Below are 17011 nucleotides of genomic sequence, written 5' to 3'. Positions count from 1 at the left end.
ACAGCACCTCGCTGTCTTTAAAATGGATTTTCCTGATCCAGCATATCCTTTATCACTTGTACAAAAGCTTGAACTTGTTTCAGTTCAAAGGCAGGCTCATAGCCTAATAACCATGTATCCCGACCGATCGGATGCCCTTTCATGTCTAAAAGAGGCATTTTATTCACTTTATCTTCATTTTGAAGGGTAACAGACGGCAAAATGGCATAACCGATTCCGTGCAGCGCCATCTGTTTGCACGTTTCAATCTGATCAACCAATATCGTCTGTTTCGGCGACGTTTTAAATTTTTGATGCCACCAGTGCTGAATTTCCTGAAAATAAGTGCTGTCACTTTTAAACTGGATAAACGGCCGTTCTGTATGGGCAATATCTTCGATGCAGGAAATTTCAGTATCTACTAAATACAGATGATCTGTCATTAAGTAATCTTTGCGCCCCTTCCACTCAGGGTTGCCTCTTATAATGCCGATATGAACCTGATCCTCATACAAGCTTTTCAGCATTTCGCTGCTCCACCCGGTTATGAGCGAGATCTTTGCATTCGGATACTTTTCCACATACGTCTTCAGGACTTTAGGGAGCCAATGCTGACCGATTATGGAGGCGACGGCAAGCTTCAATGTGCCGTGAATTTCACCTTCAAGCTCGTCAATATTTTCTCTTATTCTTTCCTGCTCTAATGTCACATCATTCGCAAACTGAATGATTTTCTCACCGGCGGGCGTTACCGTTAATCCTTTTTGGGATCTTAAAAAGATTTTTGTTCCCCACGCCTTTTCAATGGTTTGTAAGCGCTGAGATAAAGCCGGCTGAGATACAAAAAGCCGTTCTGCCGCCTTTCTCATATTTAATTCCTCAGCTAAAACTACGAGCATATGAAGCTCTTGAAGCTGCATGTCGTCCTCCTTTTTGTTATCAATAAGTTTTTCTTATCTCCCATTCTAATAAAATCTTAGTTTCTTATTCAAGCCCTATTCTCGTTTAAATTATGTATGCGCTTTCTTTTTTCACTCTGCCTATATAATAAAAATAGGCCGTACAGCCTACTTATTCAATGAGCGTATATGCTTATTCAATTCCTTTAAAACGACTCTTCTCGTAAAAATCCCTTCAAAAACCTGCTCGTCATTTTCAACACAGACAAATCCGTTATTAATGACCATGCCGAATCCCTTCATAATCGGGTCATTGATATGAAGGCGCGGAATATCGGTCAGCATGACTTCCTCAACAGTGATTTGGTCAAGCTTTTCAAACTCAATTCGCTCAAGTCCAAAAATACTGTTCATGATCATATTTGTCCCGATTAAGCCATGTAAACGATAGGAAGGATCCAGAACCGGGATGGCTGTGTATCCGGTTTTTGTCAATACTAATAATGCGTGCTCAAGGTTATTTCCGACTTGCACGTGCGCTACTTTGTCCGCCTCAATCATAAATTGTCCGACTGTTGCCTCAAGAAGTTGATCTGATTGTAAGCTTATCATGTTTTCGACCCCTTTTCATTTTCATCATCAATACATTCCCTATATTGCAATAATATAAACTTTATCAGTATTTGTCGAAAAGTTTCCTTTCAATAAAAAAGATACTCTTTGTGGAGTATCAATTATAGGGTGTCCCATTAATTTTCAAATCGAAATCGGTCGTATAGCGTTACAAGTTTTTTGTAGGTGGTTCCGTCAACGTTTTTGGTCCCTGTCTCTATATCGTTGATCTCACTGCTTAATAGCTCGATGGCATACTCATGGTTGATCAGGATATTCAGCAGAAGTTTTTGTTCTTCTTCTGTAAATCGTTCACCGATAAGACTCATTCGCAATCAGGCCCCCTGTTTTATACTGAATACCTCTGAAAGCAAGACAACTTACTTTCAGCTCTACCGCTAGAATAAGTAATCAGATAACAAACGTCAACCGCATAATTCGACATTTACCTTGGCTTTTTCAGCCAAATTATTTTGTGAAACGATTTGCATAGCTGAAGGCAGTGTATGAATCCGGCTTTATTTTGGCCTCAATCCCCATGGAGGTAATACGTCCAGTCATTTCTTGGATCAGATCTTTTGTAAGCCCTTTTTTCCCAATATCCAAGTGAACTTCAAAGGTAAGATCCGCCCCCTCACCGGTAAAGGGCAGGAGCAGATCGGTAATATCCATTAAGTGTCCATCAAGAATATGAGCGGCCGTTTCTTGGCTGTACGCCGTTTCTAACGAAATCTTCTCCCGAAGGCTATGTATGGGTCTGTCGACTGTATGATTTTTCAAGCAGCCCCAAGCTCCCTTGCCTGTACGATGCAAATGCAATGCGGTAATAAACTTTGTGTAATCGCGGTAAACCTGTGAATCGGTTCCGATCGATAACACATAAGAAGAACGGGGGTCCTTTTGAACAAAGGCTTTAAGCCGTTCCATCACATCTTGAAAGGTCATCTGTGCTTCTGAAAGATTATAAAACAGAAAAGAATCAGCCATCACGACACTCCTTTTCAAGGATTTACAACCATGAAACAAGTATGTTCCTTACCGTTTATTTCGATTACTTTTGCAAAGGCGGAAGCTTGTTCCCCCCTATTTCAGGAATCTTACTGAAGAAGTTCAAAGATTTCGATGGAAACCATGTCGATATTATCAAACGGATATGTGTTAGGTTTTTCACCTTTTTGGAAAACCGTCAGTTCAAACGTTTGATTTTTTTCGAAATATTTAACACTGCATATTTTCTCACCATTCACTTCGAAATAGCGCTGCATTGGCTCGTTAGCCGCTTCCGCTGTTTCTTGCAGACTTTGCAGCCGTGTGATGATACCCATTAATTGTGACATTCTAAAAAAAGACTCCTTTCAAAAAGCAACTTCAAATCAACAAGTATTTATTATAATACAAGTTCTATTGAGCATCATACCATAAAGTCGGACAGGATGGCATTTTCACTGCTGAATTTAAGCAAAGAAAAAAAGTGAAAAAAACTATTTTTCTTTAGTTTGAGGCTTTTTTTGAATGTCATGCACACAATTATAATTTTTTTCGAATCTTTGGCAGCATTAAGAATGCCTTTTTGCAACTTTGTCAAAACCTTCTTTTGAATTTTCTGGTGAAGTCCCGCGTGGCCATAATCAATGGGAGTCATGCTGGATAGAGGTACACAACGGAACTGAAATAAACATTTAGAACGAATTTTCCTCCTCACCCGTGCAGCAGTGTCAGGGGTGTTCGGCACTGAATGTTTCTCCCCGTGTTAAACGTTTACCACTAGTTAGGTTTATTGTTTCATTGGATTGTCCTATGCTTTGACAAATAAAAAACTTGGCGGGGGTAGCGCCAAGTTTTTTCGGATCTTGATCTGATAGAGGGGTTGGGGAACAGAGAGTAGCTTCTCTCTATAATTAAATGATAATGATTCTCAGTATCAATGTCAATCGTTTTTTTGATATTTTTTTCAATTCATAAAAAAAACGGCCTTTCAGCCGTTAAATCAGTCCGTCCTGCTCATATAAATAAGAATAAGGCAAGTCTATAAATAAATACATCTGATCATCCATCGGATACGAAAACGTTCTGATCATTTCACCTGTTTCCAAATCACTGTACAGATCACTGAAAAAACCTTTTCTGAGATTTCTCATTCTCATAATGTTCTCCAGAAAATAAGGGCGCCAGCTCCAGTTCTTTTCCGCATATTCCGGCTGATAAATCCATTCTCCGTCCTGCTTAAACACATTTCCCGTCAGCTGATCGCCTTCTTCATCACACATGTAAATCCTGAAGCTGCAATCTGTCAGCTCTTCCGCCAGCTTTTTAATAAAGTCATCATCAGAAGACAGATTGTTTTTTCTCAAAGAGGTCACAGCCTGATGCACTCGTTTGTAAAACTGTTCAGAGTGCTCATAGACGGTTTCCAGTTTCTTTTTCTCATGTGTGATAAATTGGTGAAATTCAGTTTTTAGTCTATGTTTCAATACATCTCTCTCTAGAAACGTTTCAGATGGAGACACCAAGTAATAGCCCTGAAAATAGCGGCCTCCGTTTCTCCAGGCGTACTGAAGCTGGAAGTTCGCCTCAATGTCTTCATACAGCAGCGCCGCACCGATTTTTCTTGCTAATAAAGAGATGCTGTACAGCACATGCTCATATGACGGTGACGGCTGTGACACTTTCAGCGCCTGCAAATCGATTTTTAACAGATCTGGTGAGAGCAGCGCGATTCTGTCCAAGTTGCTGCTTTCTTTTCCGATGTTGTCAACTGCGATTTTAATTCCGTATGTACGATAGTATGCAAGCATATGGTAGAGCTGCTCAATATCCCCTTCAAAATTGTGCTCTGTAATTTCAAGCACAAAACGGTGGAGTTCGATTCCCTTCGCTTCATATTCTTTCAGAAGCTCCAGAAAGCTTTCACCATGATCCAGCATCAGCAGATTAGCATCCTGATTCATAAAAATCAGCAGATCAGAATCCGCCTCTAAAAAGCGGTCAAGAGCCTGGCGGATAATTCTGTTATCAACCTCTAATTTATATTCTTCGGGTATCCCCGCATCTAAAAAGAAGGGCCCGAGACTTTGGATTTCTGAATCTGCCAAAATTCGTCCAAGCACCTCATATCCGACAACCTTCTGTTCCTCGGCACTGAAAATCGCCTGGTAATATGGAAGGACATCATCAATGTTCGTTAAAATATCAAGTGGATCCAACATGTTATCACCTGCTTCTCTATCTTTGTCTGATTATACCACATTGAATCCAAAGATTAATATTCTTTAAAACGGATAAGGATTCAGCCATTGCCCTCCGTCCATTGTGATACAATCCCCGTTTAGATAGGATGCTTCATCAGAAAGCAAAAACGCTGCCAAAGCGGCGATTTCCTCCGGTGTGCCCAATCGGCCGAGCGGCACACTGTTCATCGTACGGGCCATCGCTTTTTCCGATTCAAATAGCTTCTCCGCACCGCCTGTTCGTTCAATCGGTCCGGGGGCTATAGCGTTTGTGCGAATGCCGTATTTGCTCCCCCATTCAACGGCCAGCGTTCTTGTCAATGACAATACCCCTGCTTTGGCTGCAGCGGAATGAACGACCCCCGCTCCCGCTCCCCAAGCGTACGTGGCTGCCATATTTAAAATGACACCCTGCTGCTTCTGGTCAATCCAATGCCTTGCCGCTGCTTGGCTGCAAAAAAATGTGCCGTTTAAAACAATCTCAATAACGGCTTTCCATCCATTGGGCGTCAGCTTTTCTGCCGGACAAATAAAGTTTCCGGCCGCGTTGTTAATCAGCGCGTCAAGCCGGCCAAAGGCTTTTATCGCTTCTTTAATCATGTCTGAAGCGGCGGAATCGGAACGGACATCCATTTGAAAACAAGCGACCTGTCCCTCAAAGGTCTCAATTTCTTTTTTTGTTTCCTCAAGTGCTTCATGGTTCCTCCCTGTCACCATAACGTGCCACCCTAATTCAGCCTGTTTTTTTGCCATCGCTTTTCCCATGCCGCTTGACCCGCCGGTAATAATTACCGCCTTTTTTTCCATGTTTATCCCTCCAATTGTGAATGAGTATTCATTCAATAATATTCTATCATTATATCCCTGCCTCTGTCAGCACATGCTCATATGAGATTTTTATCAGATACAGATGATATAATAGAAAAACTCTATTAAAGGTTGGTTTGAAATGAAAAAGATGTCCAGAAGACAATTTCTAAAAGGAATGTTCGGCGCTCTTGCTGCCGGGGCTTTAACGGCCGGCGGGGGATATGGCTATGCCAGGTATCTCGAGCCGCATATGATCGAGACAACCGAACACACAATAAAAAGCTCTCTCATCCCGCACGGATTTGACGGTTTTAAAATCGTGCAGTTCAGCGATGCACACTTGAGTGATTACTTTACTCTCGAAGACTTAAAAACTGTCATTCTTACAATTAATGAATCTAAACCTGATCTCATTGTTTTTACAGGTGATATTATCGATAATCCTGATACGTACCAGCACCACCAGGCAGTCATTCCATTATTGAGAAAGCTTAATGCTCCCTTCGGCAAGCTTTGTATTTACGGCAATCATGATCACGGAGGCTATGGAACTGCCGTTTACAAAAGCCTGATGACGGCCGGCGGTTTCACGGTATATCGCAATGGCTATCAAACATTGTCACTGGCAGATGGCAGCAAAATCGAAATTGCTTCGCTTGATGACTTAATGCTGGGAAACCCAGATTATGAAGGCACCCTTTCAAGGCTGAGCGACAGACTTTTTTCCATTCTTCTCGTCCATGAACCTGATGCGGCCTTGAAAACAACAGACTATCCCGTGAACCTTCAGCTTTCCGGCCATACACACGGCGGTCAGATTCAGCTGCCTTTTTACGGACCGATTATTACGCCTCCATATGGAAAAGTCTACACAGAGGGAATGTATCAAACGGGCAGCACTCATATTTACGTAAACCGAGGCCTCGGGATGACCAGGCTGCCTTTGCGGTTTCTGGCCAAGCCTGAAATCACTGTCTTCACCTTAAAAAGCACAAATTAATGTAGCAGGATGGGCTCCTCATCAATACTTATAAGTAAAAAAGGAGATGAGGAAACTGCTTACGTACCAGGTGAAACAAGGTGATACACTGAACAGCATCGCGGCTGATTTCAGAATCAGCACGGCTGCATTACTCCAGGCTAATCCGTCACTGCAGGCAGGGCTCACAGCGGGACAGTCCATAGTCATCCCCGGGCTGCCGGACCCTTATACAATTCCGTATCATATCGCAGTCTCAATCGGAGCGAAGACCCTTACGCTGTTCCTAAATAATCGGGTAATGAAAACCTATCCCATCGCCGTTGGTAAAATACTAACGCAAACGCCTACTGGCGAGTTTTACATTATTAACCGCCAGCGCAATCCCGGCGGCCCATTTGGCGCTTATTGGATGAGCCTTTCAAAGCAGCACTACGGAATACACGGGACGAATAATCCCGCTTCGATTGGTAAGGCTGTTTCTAAAGGCTGCATTCGCATGCATAACAAAGACGTGATTGAACTTGCATCAATTGTGCCAAACGGAACAAGAGTCACGATTAACCGGTAATGTTTTCTTATTTGTTTCAAAAACAGGCGGTTTATAATATGATAAAGTGGGACCTTTAGGGTAAGGAGCGTTTTTATGGATATATTTAAAAATCGTAATTTTGTTCGTCTATTTTTCGCAGCACTCGCTTCTCAAATGGGCACGACAGTAGGCAACATGGCCTTTGCTTTTTTTTTGCTGGATCGATTCAGCAGCCAGCCTTCATACACGACCTTGGCGGAGCTGATGTATTCTCTTCCGACCATATTTGTATTTCTGATCGTGGGAGTCGTCGCTGACCGGTTTGACAGAAAAAAGGTGGCAGAAAATTGTGATTGGATCAGAGCAGGCCTGACTGTCGTTCTTTTTTTCACTTTATTTACCGGCAATATTCCTCTTGTTTTTTGTATCTTATTTATCAGAAGCGCTGTAACAAAGTTTTTCTTTCCGGCAGAAAACAGTTTGGTACAAGCCATTCTGCCGAAGGAGCATTATGCGAAAGCGGCAGGGCTTAATCAGATGCTTTTTAGCATTTTTATGGTGTTTGGAGTCGGTATAGGCGCGTTTATGTACAACACCATCGGTATTGAAGGCGCCATTATTCTTGATTTTGTCAGCTTTATCATTTCCGGGCTGCTGATCCGCAGCTGCCGGATTCCAAAAGAAGCCCGACAGCCAAACGGTGCATTCAGCTGGAGAAAGACTTCTGTTAAGGATTCAATAAATGACTTTAGAGAAGGCATCCTCTATATTTTAAAAAACAAATTGCTGGCATCTCTTATTTTCGGCTTCTTCATTTTTGGATTTGTCAACGGAGGATTCGCCGTATTGCCGATGTTTACAATGAAATATGGATTGGCGCCTGACCGTTATGAGTGGCATACGTCTGTATTTACGATCGCACTCGGGTTTGGGCTTCTGGCAGGAAGCGTAATCGGCACGATCATCTCTAAAAAAGTGAAGCCTCACTTTTTAATGTCGATACCGATTTTCATTGCAGGTTTGCTGATCTTCGTTCTCGGCTACACCAATATTTTATGGGTGTATTACGCGGCAGCTTTTGCACTGGGAATGTGCATCGGACCGATCAACATTGCAATCGGAGGGTGGATGCCCAAAATTGTTCATCCAAAACTGATGGGACGTGTAAGCGGCATGCAGGACCCTTTTATGATGTTTGCACAGTCTTTGACACTTGGCTTAGTCGCACTGTTATTCCCTAAGTTTGTTTCAAACATTGATTATCTTTATTACGGCATGGGTGTTATTATCCTGCTCGTTTTTATTTTTTATTTTATTGCACTGCCAAAATACAGTGCTCAGGCTGTGGAAGTGAATGTTCAGGAAGCATTTCAAGAACAGCCGAAAAAGAAGGCAAGATCTGTATAATGCAGGTTAAAAATGCGCTTTTTTTCTTAGAAAAAAGCGCATTTTTACATTCAATATTTGCATTTCAACTTTAAAAAAGTATAATCTAAACATATAGAAATTGATAAGAGCAAAGGAGAGAAATAATGGACGACCATGCATATACGAAAGATCTGCAGCCAACCGTAGAAAATCTTTCAAAAGCAGTTTACACTGTGAACCGCCATGCAAAAACCGCCCCCAACCCTAAATACCTATATCTGCTGAAAAAACGGGCTTTGCAAAAGCTTGTCAAAGAAGGTAAAGGAAAGAAAATAGGGCTTCATTTTTCAAAAAATCCAAGGTTCAGCCAACAGCAATCGGACGTGCTTATCTCAATCGGAGACTACTATTTTCACATGCCTCCAACTAAAGAAGACTTCGAACATCTTCCGCATTTAGGTACACTTAATCAATCGTACCGAAATCCTAAAGCTCAAATGTCTTTAACAAAAGCGAAACACCTATTGCAAGAATATGTCGGCATGAAAGAAAAACCGCTAGTGCCAAATCGCCAGCAGCCAGCTTACCATAAACCGGTCTTTAAAAAACTTGGCGAGAGTTACTTTTAAAATAAAAACAGCCGTGCCTCTTTCTGGCAACGGCTGTTTTTATTTATTCAATAACATACGTATCCACTTTTTTAATCAAATCACTGATCTCAGGCTTGCTGATTTGCTCATCTGCGCCTACAACTTCGCCGCGGTGACGCAGATCATCCGTAATTAACGATGAGAAAATCATAACCGGCACATCTGAGCTTTTCGGATTTTCCTTCAGCAGCTTTGTGAGCCTGTGTCCGTCCATTTTTGGCATTTCAATATCAGTGATGATCATATCAATCTGTTCTGATAAATCAGTTTCGTTTTCAGCAAGGTTCATAATGTATTCATATGCCTCTTTTCCATTTTCAAACGAAGCGATATTGTTGTACCCTGCTTCTTTTAATTCATCCTGCAAGAGGCGCATCAAAAGCGGTGAGTCCTCTACAATGATAAGCTTTTTATCAGTTCTTCTTTCATCGAAGCCCTCGGTATGCATATTATACGTGTCAACACCTGAATCTGATTCAATGTCATAAATAATTTTTTCATAGTCAGGCAAAAAAATCATCAGGTCTTCGAGCTTAATAATCCCGGTAAGGTGCCGCTCCATTCCTTGATTTAACGATGTCGGCTTTTCAATCGCTTCCCAGGATACTCTGTGAATTTGAGAAACAGAGCCGACATGAAAAACAATTTTCCGTTTATTAAATTCAGTCACGATATATTTCTCATCTTTTGATCCTTCAGGCTCTACTCCAAAAAATGAGAAGAGACTGATCACAGGGAGGATTTCTCCTCTGAGTTTAATCATTCCTTCTACATGCTGATGGGAGTGAGGCACTGATGTCACCTCGACAGGCTGAATAATTTCTCTTACCTTCATAACGTTAATTCCGAAAGCATTTTCACCCACGCCAAACTTCACAATTTCTAATTCATTTGTACCAGAATCCAATAAAATTTCGTATTGTTGTAACGACAATTCAATCCCTCGCTATTCGCATTCAGTATTGTACTGTATATATCGGCGTAATTTGTAAAAAGTGAATGGCAGCTCTTCAAAATCGAATTCCGAAGGCAACAAGCCGCGTTCCTCAAAAAAGAAACTTTTTTCCTAATAACCATTGACTTTCCAACTAACAGTGATAAAATAGTCAAGGATTTTTCCAAAGAAGGGTGTAAATAATGGGTACCTTAGTAATATTTAAAGAAAACGAAATGACTGTTTTAGAGGATATCAGTGAAGAAACTTACCTGAATATGAAGAAAGAATCAGCTGACCTTCAAGAAGAGCATCCTCCGTATCTGATTTGGCACGAAGACCTTCATTTTGATTATGGCTATTAATGAAATTGGCACATATAAACAATAATAGAACATGATACAATAAAGACAATCAAATCGCTGGTTGTCTTCTTTTTTTCTGAAAAGAAAGGTATGTTTAGAAAAAAGGCGCATACAATCGAAATATATCAGTTAAAAAGGTGACAAATGATCAGCTAGTGGTAAAATAGGATAAACTCATTATATTTGTTAAGGTGATGAATTATGGAACATTTGCTGAATCCGAAAGCAAGAGAGATCGAAATTTCAGGAATACGCAAATTCTCGAATCTTGTAGCCCAACACGAAGACGTCATTTCACTTACAATCGGCCAGCCTGATTTTTTCACACCGCATCATGTGAAAGCTGCCGCAAAAAAAGCCATTGATGAAAATGTGACGTCATATACTCCGAATGCCGGCTACCTGGAGCTGAGACAAGCTGTGCAGCTTTATATGAAGAAAAAAGCGGATTTCAACTATGATGCTGAATCTGAAATTATCATCACAACAGGCGCAAGCCAAGCCATTGATGCTGCATTCCGGACGATTTTATCTCCCGGTGATGAAGTCATTATGCCAGGACCTATTTATCCGGGCTATGAACCTATTATCAATTTGTGCGGGGCCAAGCCTGTCATTGTTGATACTACGTCACACGGCTTTAAGCTTACCGCCCGGCTGATTGAAGATGCTCTGACACCCAACACCAAGTGTGTCGTGCTTCCTTATCCGTCAAATCCTACCGGCGTGACTTTATCTGAAGAAGAACTGAAAAGCATCGCAGCCCTTTTAAAAGGCAGAAATGTCTTCGTATTGTCCGATGAAATATACAGTGAATTAACATATGACAGACCGCATTACTCCATCGCAAACCATTTGCGGGATCAAACAATTGTCATTAACGGGTTGTCAAAATCACACAGCATGACCGGTTGGAGAATTGGATTTTTATTCGCACCGAAAGACATTGCAAAGCACATTTTAAAGGTTCATCAATACAATGTGTCGTGCGCCTCATCCATTTCTCAAAAAGCCGCGCTTGAAGCTGTCACAAACGGCTTTGACGACGCATTGATTATGAGAGAACAATACAAAAAACGTCTCGACTATGTTTATGACCGTCTTGTTTCCATGGGACTTGACGTAGTTAAACCGTCCGGTGCGTTTTATATCTTCCCTTCTATTAAATCATTTGGAATGACTTCATTTGATTTTAGTATGGCTCTTTTGGAAGACGCTGGTGTGGCACTCGTGCCGGGCAGCTCGTTCTCAACATATGGTGAAGGATATGTAAGATTGTCTTTTGCGTACTCGCTGGACACACTGAGAGAAGGCCTGGACCGTTTAGAATTATTTGTATTAAAAAAACGTGAAGCAATGCAGACGATAAACAACGGCGTTTAAGCCGTTGTTTTATTTTTTTGGAAATGAAATTTTAAACGCTGTGCCTTTTTCAGGATGGCTGTCCACATGTATAACTCCCTGATGGTTTTCAATGATATTAAATGTCACCATTAATCCAAGCCCCGTACCTTTTTCTTTTGTTGTTAAAAATGGCTCTCCAATCCGGTTTAGTACCTTTTCAGGTATACCTTCCCCTTCGTCTTTGACAGTAACATGAACAGAATGCTCATCTTCGGTTATGATAATGTCTACTGTTCCCCCATCAGGCATTGATTCAACTGCATTTTTGATTAAATTAATGAATACCTGCTTTAATTGGTTTTGATCCCCGTTTATATAAATGCTGTCTTTTTCATAACTTGTTCTGATAAAAATGCCATTTAAATTCGCCTGCGTTTCTAACAGGGCTGAAACCTCACCAATTAATTTTTTCAAGTTCAAATATTCTTTGACAGCATTTTGCTGAGGTTTCGCCAACATGAGCAGTTCACTGAGTATTAATTCGATACGGCTGAGTTCAGAAAACACAATATCAAAGTAATGTTCGTTGCCTTCCATTGTCGGTTTCATCAGCTGTAAAAATCCTTTGATCGCTGTAAGAGGGTTGCGGATCTCATGGGCGATTCCCGCCGCGAGCTGCCCTGCGATTGATAATTTTTCCGATTTCAGCATCAATTCTTCTGTTTGTTTTCTCTCTGAAATGTCCCGAAGAATGACCTGGACGGCCGCTTCACCAAAAAAGGTCGTCGGAATGCAGACCATCTCCGTATAAATGACCCTGTTCTGAAAGGTGAACCAGGATTGCTTGACAATTTCAGATTCTGTTTTTTGCTCGGCGATGTTTTGGATTCTCTCTTTTACATCCTCGTGATCGCAAGGATGCAGCTGATCGTATATGTTTTTGCCAATTAAGTCCTCATAGGTAGCCGCTTCAAACAGGGAAATTCCCGATTCATTCATAAACACCCATTTTCCATTGTGAATCACCGCAATGGTATCAATGGAATTTTGAATCAGCAGCTGATATCGTTCACGGCTTTTTTGCAGGATGGTTTGGAATTTTTTCCTTGAAGAGATATCGATCAGCAGCAGCAGCTCAGCCTGCTGGTTTTTGTAGACGGTCGGGGATGCTTTCACTTCTAAATGAACAGGTGTGCCATCAAGCCTTTTCCACGTCTGTTCAATCATTCCGACTTCCATTCCTTTTTGCATTCGTATAATCCTGTTTTTCACGATATCATGATATTCTTCTTCAATAAATTCATAGGACCATTTTCCAATAATAGCATCCTTGCTTTTTGCTCCCAGCATTGAAAGCATCGCGCTGTTTACATAGACGATCTTGCCTTTGACACTGATGCATAGCGGACTCGGGAGATTTTCAACCAACCGTTCATAATCATCCGTTATATATGTAGTCGATTCCGGGCTTGCAGGTTCGATTTCATGTTTTTCGCAGTTTAGGGATTGATGGCCTGTTTCTTCTTCAAGAACCTTCATTTTCAAAATGATTTCCCGTTCTGTCCGCTCAGCTCTTGTCGTAACAATTTCTACCGCAGCCTCCACCCACACAATCGTATGATCTTTTTTAATAAAACGAAAGGTGCACGGCATCAGATGATGTTCATTATAAAAATAGCTTTCAACCAAAAATTGATCTTCCTCATGCAGAAACGTTTTGAGGAATGATCCGATCATCTCTCCTTGGAGATAGCCCAAATGCAGTTTGGAGTTGGCAGATATATAAATGATGCGTCCATTAGAGGCCAAGACTGCATGAATATCGGTTTTTGTTTGAAGTGGTTTAACATGCTGCGTATCCTGTTCCACAGAATCCCTCCTTTGCATGATTATCGTGTTTCGATATATACAGATTGACTTTTACCTAGTATGATTCGCTAGAAAATGAGTATTCTCCTTCTATTCTTATGGTGAACGTCAATTTTTGAATAAAAGAAAGGGCACACAATCTTTTAGTTGTGCACCCTGTTTTTTATTTTTTACTGTGTTTTTTTTCGAGCTCTGCGTAGGCGTGGATAGCTCTTTTGGCAATAATTTTATTGATCTTATCATCATCATTTACTGATGGAACAACAACACTAAAAGCCACTTTTGGATTTTTCGATGGGTAATAGCCGACAAAAGTCAGATTGTATGTTTTTTTCCCCCACCAGTTGCGATTCGTGCCGTAGTAAAATGTTTCCGCTGTTCCCGTTTTCCCTGATACATCTTCTGTAAACGTATTTTTTGCTGTCCCTGAAGTGGTAACTAGCTTCAATCCGGTCTTCACCTGCTGAATGTCACTTTCTGAGTTGTTAATTTTGTTGAGAATGTTTGGCTTTCTTTGTTCAATGGTCTTCCCAAGGCCTTCTTTTTTGCTGGGCTCATGGATACTTGTAACAATTCTTGGCTGAACACGGTAGCCCCCATTGGCAATTGATGAGATGTACTGTGCCATTTGAAGCGGTGTATATGTATCGTATTGTCCAATGGCCAAGTCTAAAATTAACCCCCCTACCGCATCAGGTGTAGTTTGCATTCCGGCTGATTCCTGCGGAAGATCAATACCTGTCTTTACTCCCAGGCCAAATTGGCTGTAGTAATTTCTCATTTTGTTTAAATCCTTCTGGTCAGCAGGAAGAGGTCCATACGGCTTGTATGTGACACCGGCAATGTGCATGGCAACATTAAACATATATACGTTTGAACTTTTTTGCAGAGCGGTTAATTCATTGATGGTTCCCATGTTCATGTAGGATTTCTTCGGTTTGTTACCGTATCCTGCTAAATAAAGAGGTGTATCAACAAAATATTTATAATGCGGGATCCCGTCCTGATAGCCGGCTAGCACGGTGGCCCCCTTTACTGCTGATCCCATTTCATATTGGGTGGTAAATGCCCCTATCGCATAATCTTCAATTTTGTTGGTTTTTAAATCTATCTTTTTCCCTGCCATCGATAAAATATCGCCGTTATTCGGGTCCATCATCACGACAAAGGCTCTGTCAAGCATGTAATTTCCGCGTGCACGGCTGTTTCTTACTTCTTCTTCAATGATCTTTTCTACCTTTGCCTGAAGCTCCATGTCAAAAGAAAGCTGAAGATCGTATCCCCTGCTGCCTTTATCAATGGTTTTTTGGCTGACGACATTTCCTTTATTATCTTCTACGTATTCCACTTTTTCTTTATGCGAATTTAAATATTCTTCATATTGATACTCTAAATAACTTTTTCCCACCCTGTCATTATTCGCATAGCCTCTTGTTAAGTAGAAATCTTTCCGGTCGCTCAGCAGGCCCTGATCTGGTGTCGTGACGCCCCCGAAAACAGAATAAAGGGTTTTGTCATAAGGATATTTTCGTGTCCAATCGTTTACGATATCGATTCCCGGAAGCTCTTCTAAATGCTCAGAAACAATGGAAATTTCATCATATGTTAAGTCATTTTTTGGTCTTTGCGAGGAGTTTTTCTTCTCATCAAGCAGCGCTCCGTTTTTTCCATTGCTATTGCTCTTATTTGGATTCATTGCCTTTACGATTTGAGGTTCGTAAGCATTTCCGCTTGAAAACCTTGTATATATCGCAGCAGTTTCCATTTCTTCGTCATCTTGCTGAATAGCCTTTAATTCTTGATCCGGAACACGCTCTATTTGAAGCTTGTAAGCCTGGTCTCCTTTTAGATTGCTTTCTGATTCCTTAAGCAGAGCGGCGGCTTTTTTCGGATGAGCTGCGATCCAGTAATCACGAAGATCCCTTTCCTTCAAAAATTCGGTATCAATATGAATGAAAGAAGCAAGCCGCTTCGCTGTTTTGATTTTATCTTCTGTTTTTGTGCTAGATGTTGATACATACACAATTTCTGGAACGCTCTGGTTGTCGACAGCAACTTTCTGATTTCTGTCGTACATCTTCCCGCGAGGCGCAGGATAGTAAGCTGTTTTTGCATTTGATTTCTCAGCGTCTTCTTCATGCTGTTCGCCTTCAACAATTTGAACAACCCCGAGCTTAAAAATTAATGCAGTGAATAGAACAAAGACAGCTAGGAAAAAAAGGTTCATTCTGATTGCTCTGTTTCCTTTGCTCTTTTTCTTTGGTTCACGTCCTATTTCAGTCACTTCTGGTTACCCCTCTCAAATCATTCAATATATTTACATATACTGAGATTAATTGTAACACCTTTGTAATAGTTGTTACAGCGAAAAGGAGTAAAAAAAGCTGTCAATATAAAAACACATTAAAATATAACTAACGGTTCAAAAAAAAGGAAGCTATGTAACGGTACGATAAAATCATATATACCGCTGATTCCCTTATTCTTAGTGATTCAACGGATTTACTTTACGAAAATGACAATCTCTATTTGTCAAAGGAAAGTGCTGGAATCTTTATGACAAAAAAGCTATGTTATGATTTTTCTGTAGAAACAAACAACTCTAGGAGGTTACGAACTAATGAAGAAAGCATTTATTTTATCTGCTGCCGCTGCGGTTGGATTATTCACATTCGGGGGCGTACAGCAAGCATCAGCGAAAGAACTCTCCTGCCAGCCTGTGGTTACAGTAAAAACGGGGAACACAGTACAAAACATGTCACTTAACGATGCAGTGAAAAAACTGCATATTAACACAAATATCAAAACGTTAAACGCTGCAAACGAAAAAGAGATTAAGCAGTTTCTTCAAAAACATGCGAAGCAATCTAATGTGAAAGTTCAGGATGTTCAAAAGACAGAAACGGCAAAACCTGCACAAAAGACTACTGAAAAAGCAGCTGCTGATCAAAACACTGCTTCTAAAGCACCTGCAACTGCTGAAAAAACAAACACAACAACATCTGCACCTTCATCTGTAAGTGCATATGAGAAAAAAGTTGTTGAACTTACAAATGCAGAAAGACAAAAACAAGGCTTAAAACCGCTTCAAATTGATGAAACGTTAAGCAAATCCGCACGCGCAAAATCTCAGGATATGAAAGACAAAAACTACTTTGATCACCAAAGCCCAACATACGGCTCACCGTTTGATATGATGAAATCTTTCGGAATCAGCTACAAAACAGCAGGTGAAAACATTGCGAAGGGCCAAAAGACACCAGAAGAAGTAGTAAAAGCTTGGATGAACAGTGAAGGACACAGAAAAAACATTCTAAACCCTAACTTTACTCACATCGGTGTTGGCTACGTTGAGTCTGGAAGCATCTGGACACAACAATTCATCGGAAAATAATCCTGTACGATACAGGTAATCTTCAGCTTGTAGAGAAAACCATGTTTTT

17 protein-coding genes are annotated in these 17011 nt (G+C 40.9%); 7 read left to right on the top strand and 10 right to left on the bottom strand.

Features of this window, described 5'->3' with window-relative positions; translation table 11 throughout:
- Window positions 1-17 precede the first annotated feature (17 nt).
- The 7 genes from ccpC to fadH form a co-directional block, all read right to left on the bottom strand.
- Window positions 18-899, bottom strand: a complete 882-nt coding sequence (gene ccpC / locus NYE56_RS07205; RefSeq protein WP_003232387.1) for a transcriptional regulator CcpC — start codon at window positions 897-899, stop codon at window positions 18-20.
- A 147-nt stretch (window positions 900-1046) separates the two neighbouring features.
- Complete coding sequence (gene cbpB, locus NYE56_RS07200) at window positions 1047-1490, bottom strand: cyclic-di-AMP-binding protein CbpB (protein WP_003218674.1); 444 nt, start codon at window positions 1488-1490, stop codon at window positions 1047-1049.
- A gap of 137 nt (window positions 1491-1627) precedes the next feature.
- Window positions 1628-1825 (bottom strand): AbrB antirepressor AbbA, encoded by a 198-nt coding sequence (abbA, locus tag NYE56_RS07195; protein ID WP_010886502.1) that lies wholly within the window; start codon window positions 1823-1825, stop codon window positions 1628-1630.
- 133 nt (window positions 1826-1958) lie between these two features.
- Window positions 1959-2477: a ribonuclease H-like YkuK family protein gene (locus tag NYE56_RS07190; RefSeq protein ID WP_003232389.1), complete on the bottom strand. Its 519-nt coding sequence runs from the start codon at window positions 2475-2477 to the stop codon at window positions 1959-1961.
- A gap of 110 nt (window positions 2478-2587) precedes the next feature.
- A complete protein-coding gene (locus NYE56_RS07185; protein WP_003218671.1) occupies window positions 2588-2827 on the bottom strand; it encodes a YkuJ family protein in 240 nt (79 codons plus the stop codon).
- 645 nt (window positions 2828-3472) lie between these two features.
- Window positions 3473-4696, bottom strand: a complete 1224-nt coding sequence (locus NYE56_RS07180; protein ID WP_021479390.1) for an EAL domain-containing protein — start codon at window positions 4694-4696, stop codon at window positions 3473-3475.
- Between the two features lie 63 nt (window positions 4697-4759).
- On the bottom strand, window positions 4760-5524 hold the full coding sequence (fadH, locus tag NYE56_RS07175; RefSeq protein ID WP_341283666.1) for a 2,4-dienoyl-CoA reductase: 765 nt from the start codon (window positions 5522-5524) through the stop codon (window positions 4760-4762).
- Between the two features lie 142 nt (window positions 5525-5666).
- Between fadH and NYE56_RS07170 the strand changes: the two genes are divergently transcribed.
- The 4 genes from NYE56_RS07170 to NYE56_RS07155 all read left to right on the top strand — a co-directional run bounded on the left by NYE56_RS07170 (window position 5667) and on the right by NYE56_RS07155 (window position 9035).
- Complete coding sequence (locus tag NYE56_RS07170; RefSeq protein WP_003232400.1) at window positions 5667-6527, top strand: metallophosphoesterase; 861 nt, start codon at window positions 5667-5669, stop codon at window positions 6525-6527.
- 55 nt (window positions 6528-6582) lie between these two features.
- Window positions 6583-7077, top strand: coding sequence for a L,D-transpeptidase family protein (locus NYE56_RS07165; protein WP_123373645.1), 495 nt, complete (start codon window positions 6583-6585; stop codon window positions 7075-7077).
- 75 nt (window positions 7078-7152) lie between these two features.
- Window positions 7153-8445 carry an MFS transporter gene (locus tag NYE56_RS07160; protein ID WP_014479656.1) on the top strand — a complete coding sequence of 431 codons (1293 nt, stop codon included), beginning with the start codon at window positions 7153-7155 and terminating at the stop codon, window positions 8443-8445.
- Window positions 8446-8570: 125 nt separating this feature from the next.
- On the top strand, window positions 8571-9035 hold the full coding sequence (locus NYE56_RS07155) for a YkyB family protein (protein WP_003232406.1): 465 nt from the start codon (window positions 8571-8573) through the stop codon (window positions 9033-9035).
- A 43-nt stretch (window positions 9036-9078) separates the two neighbouring features.
- Here the strand turns inward: NYE56_RS07155 and cheV are convergent, their stop codons facing one another.
- A complete protein-coding gene (cheV, locus tag NYE56_RS07150) occupies window positions 9079-9990 on the bottom strand; it encodes a chemotaxis protein CheV (protein ID WP_014476655.1) in 912 nt (303 codons plus the stop codon).
- 203 nt (window positions 9991-10193) lie between these two features.
- Between cheV and NYE56_RS07145 the strand changes: the two genes are divergently transcribed.
- Window positions 10194-10355 carry a hypothetical protein gene (locus NYE56_RS07145; protein ID WP_003245246.1) on the top strand — a complete coding sequence of 54 codons (162 nt, stop codon included), beginning with the start codon at window positions 10194-10196 and terminating at the stop codon, window positions 10353-10355.
- 201 nt (window positions 10356-10556) lie between these two features.
- Complete coding sequence (locus tag NYE56_RS07140; RefSeq protein WP_014476653.1) at window positions 10557-11738, top strand: aminotransferase A; 1182 nt, start codon at window positions 10557-10559, stop codon at window positions 11736-11738.
- A gap of 9 nt (window positions 11739-11747) precedes the next feature.
- Here NYE56_RS07140 and kinA read toward each other — a convergent pair whose 3' ends face one another.
- Both kinA and NYE56_RS07130 read right to left on the bottom strand, forming a co-directional pair.
- On the bottom strand, window positions 11748-13568 hold the full coding sequence (gene kinA, locus NYE56_RS07135; protein ID WP_015252197.1) for a sporulation histidine kinase KinA: 1821 nt from the start codon (window positions 13566-13568) through the stop codon (window positions 11748-11750).
- Window positions 13569-13731: 163 nt separating this feature from the next.
- A complete protein-coding gene (locus NYE56_RS07130; protein WP_341283665.1) occupies window positions 13732-15852 on the bottom strand; it encodes a peptidoglycan D,D-transpeptidase FtsI family protein in 2121 nt (706 codons plus the stop codon).
- A gap of 336 nt (window positions 15853-16188) precedes the next feature.
- Here NYE56_RS07130 and NYE56_RS07125 point away from each other — a divergent pair, with 336 nt between their 5' ends.
- Window positions 16189-16962, top strand: a complete 774-nt coding sequence (locus NYE56_RS07125; RefSeq protein WP_003232419.1) for a CAP domain-containing protein — start codon at window positions 16189-16191, stop codon at window positions 16960-16962.
- Window positions 16963-17011 lie beyond the last annotated feature (49 nt).

Origin of the sequence: Bacillus sp. FSL R5-0603 (assembly GCF_038050295.1) — a bacterium.
GTDB classification, from domain to species: domain Bacteria; phylum Bacillota; class Bacilli; order Bacillales; family Bacillaceae; genus Bacillus; species Bacillus subtilis.
Note: the sequence above shows the minus strand (reverse complement) of the source record. Positions and strands in the feature narration are given on the sequence as shown.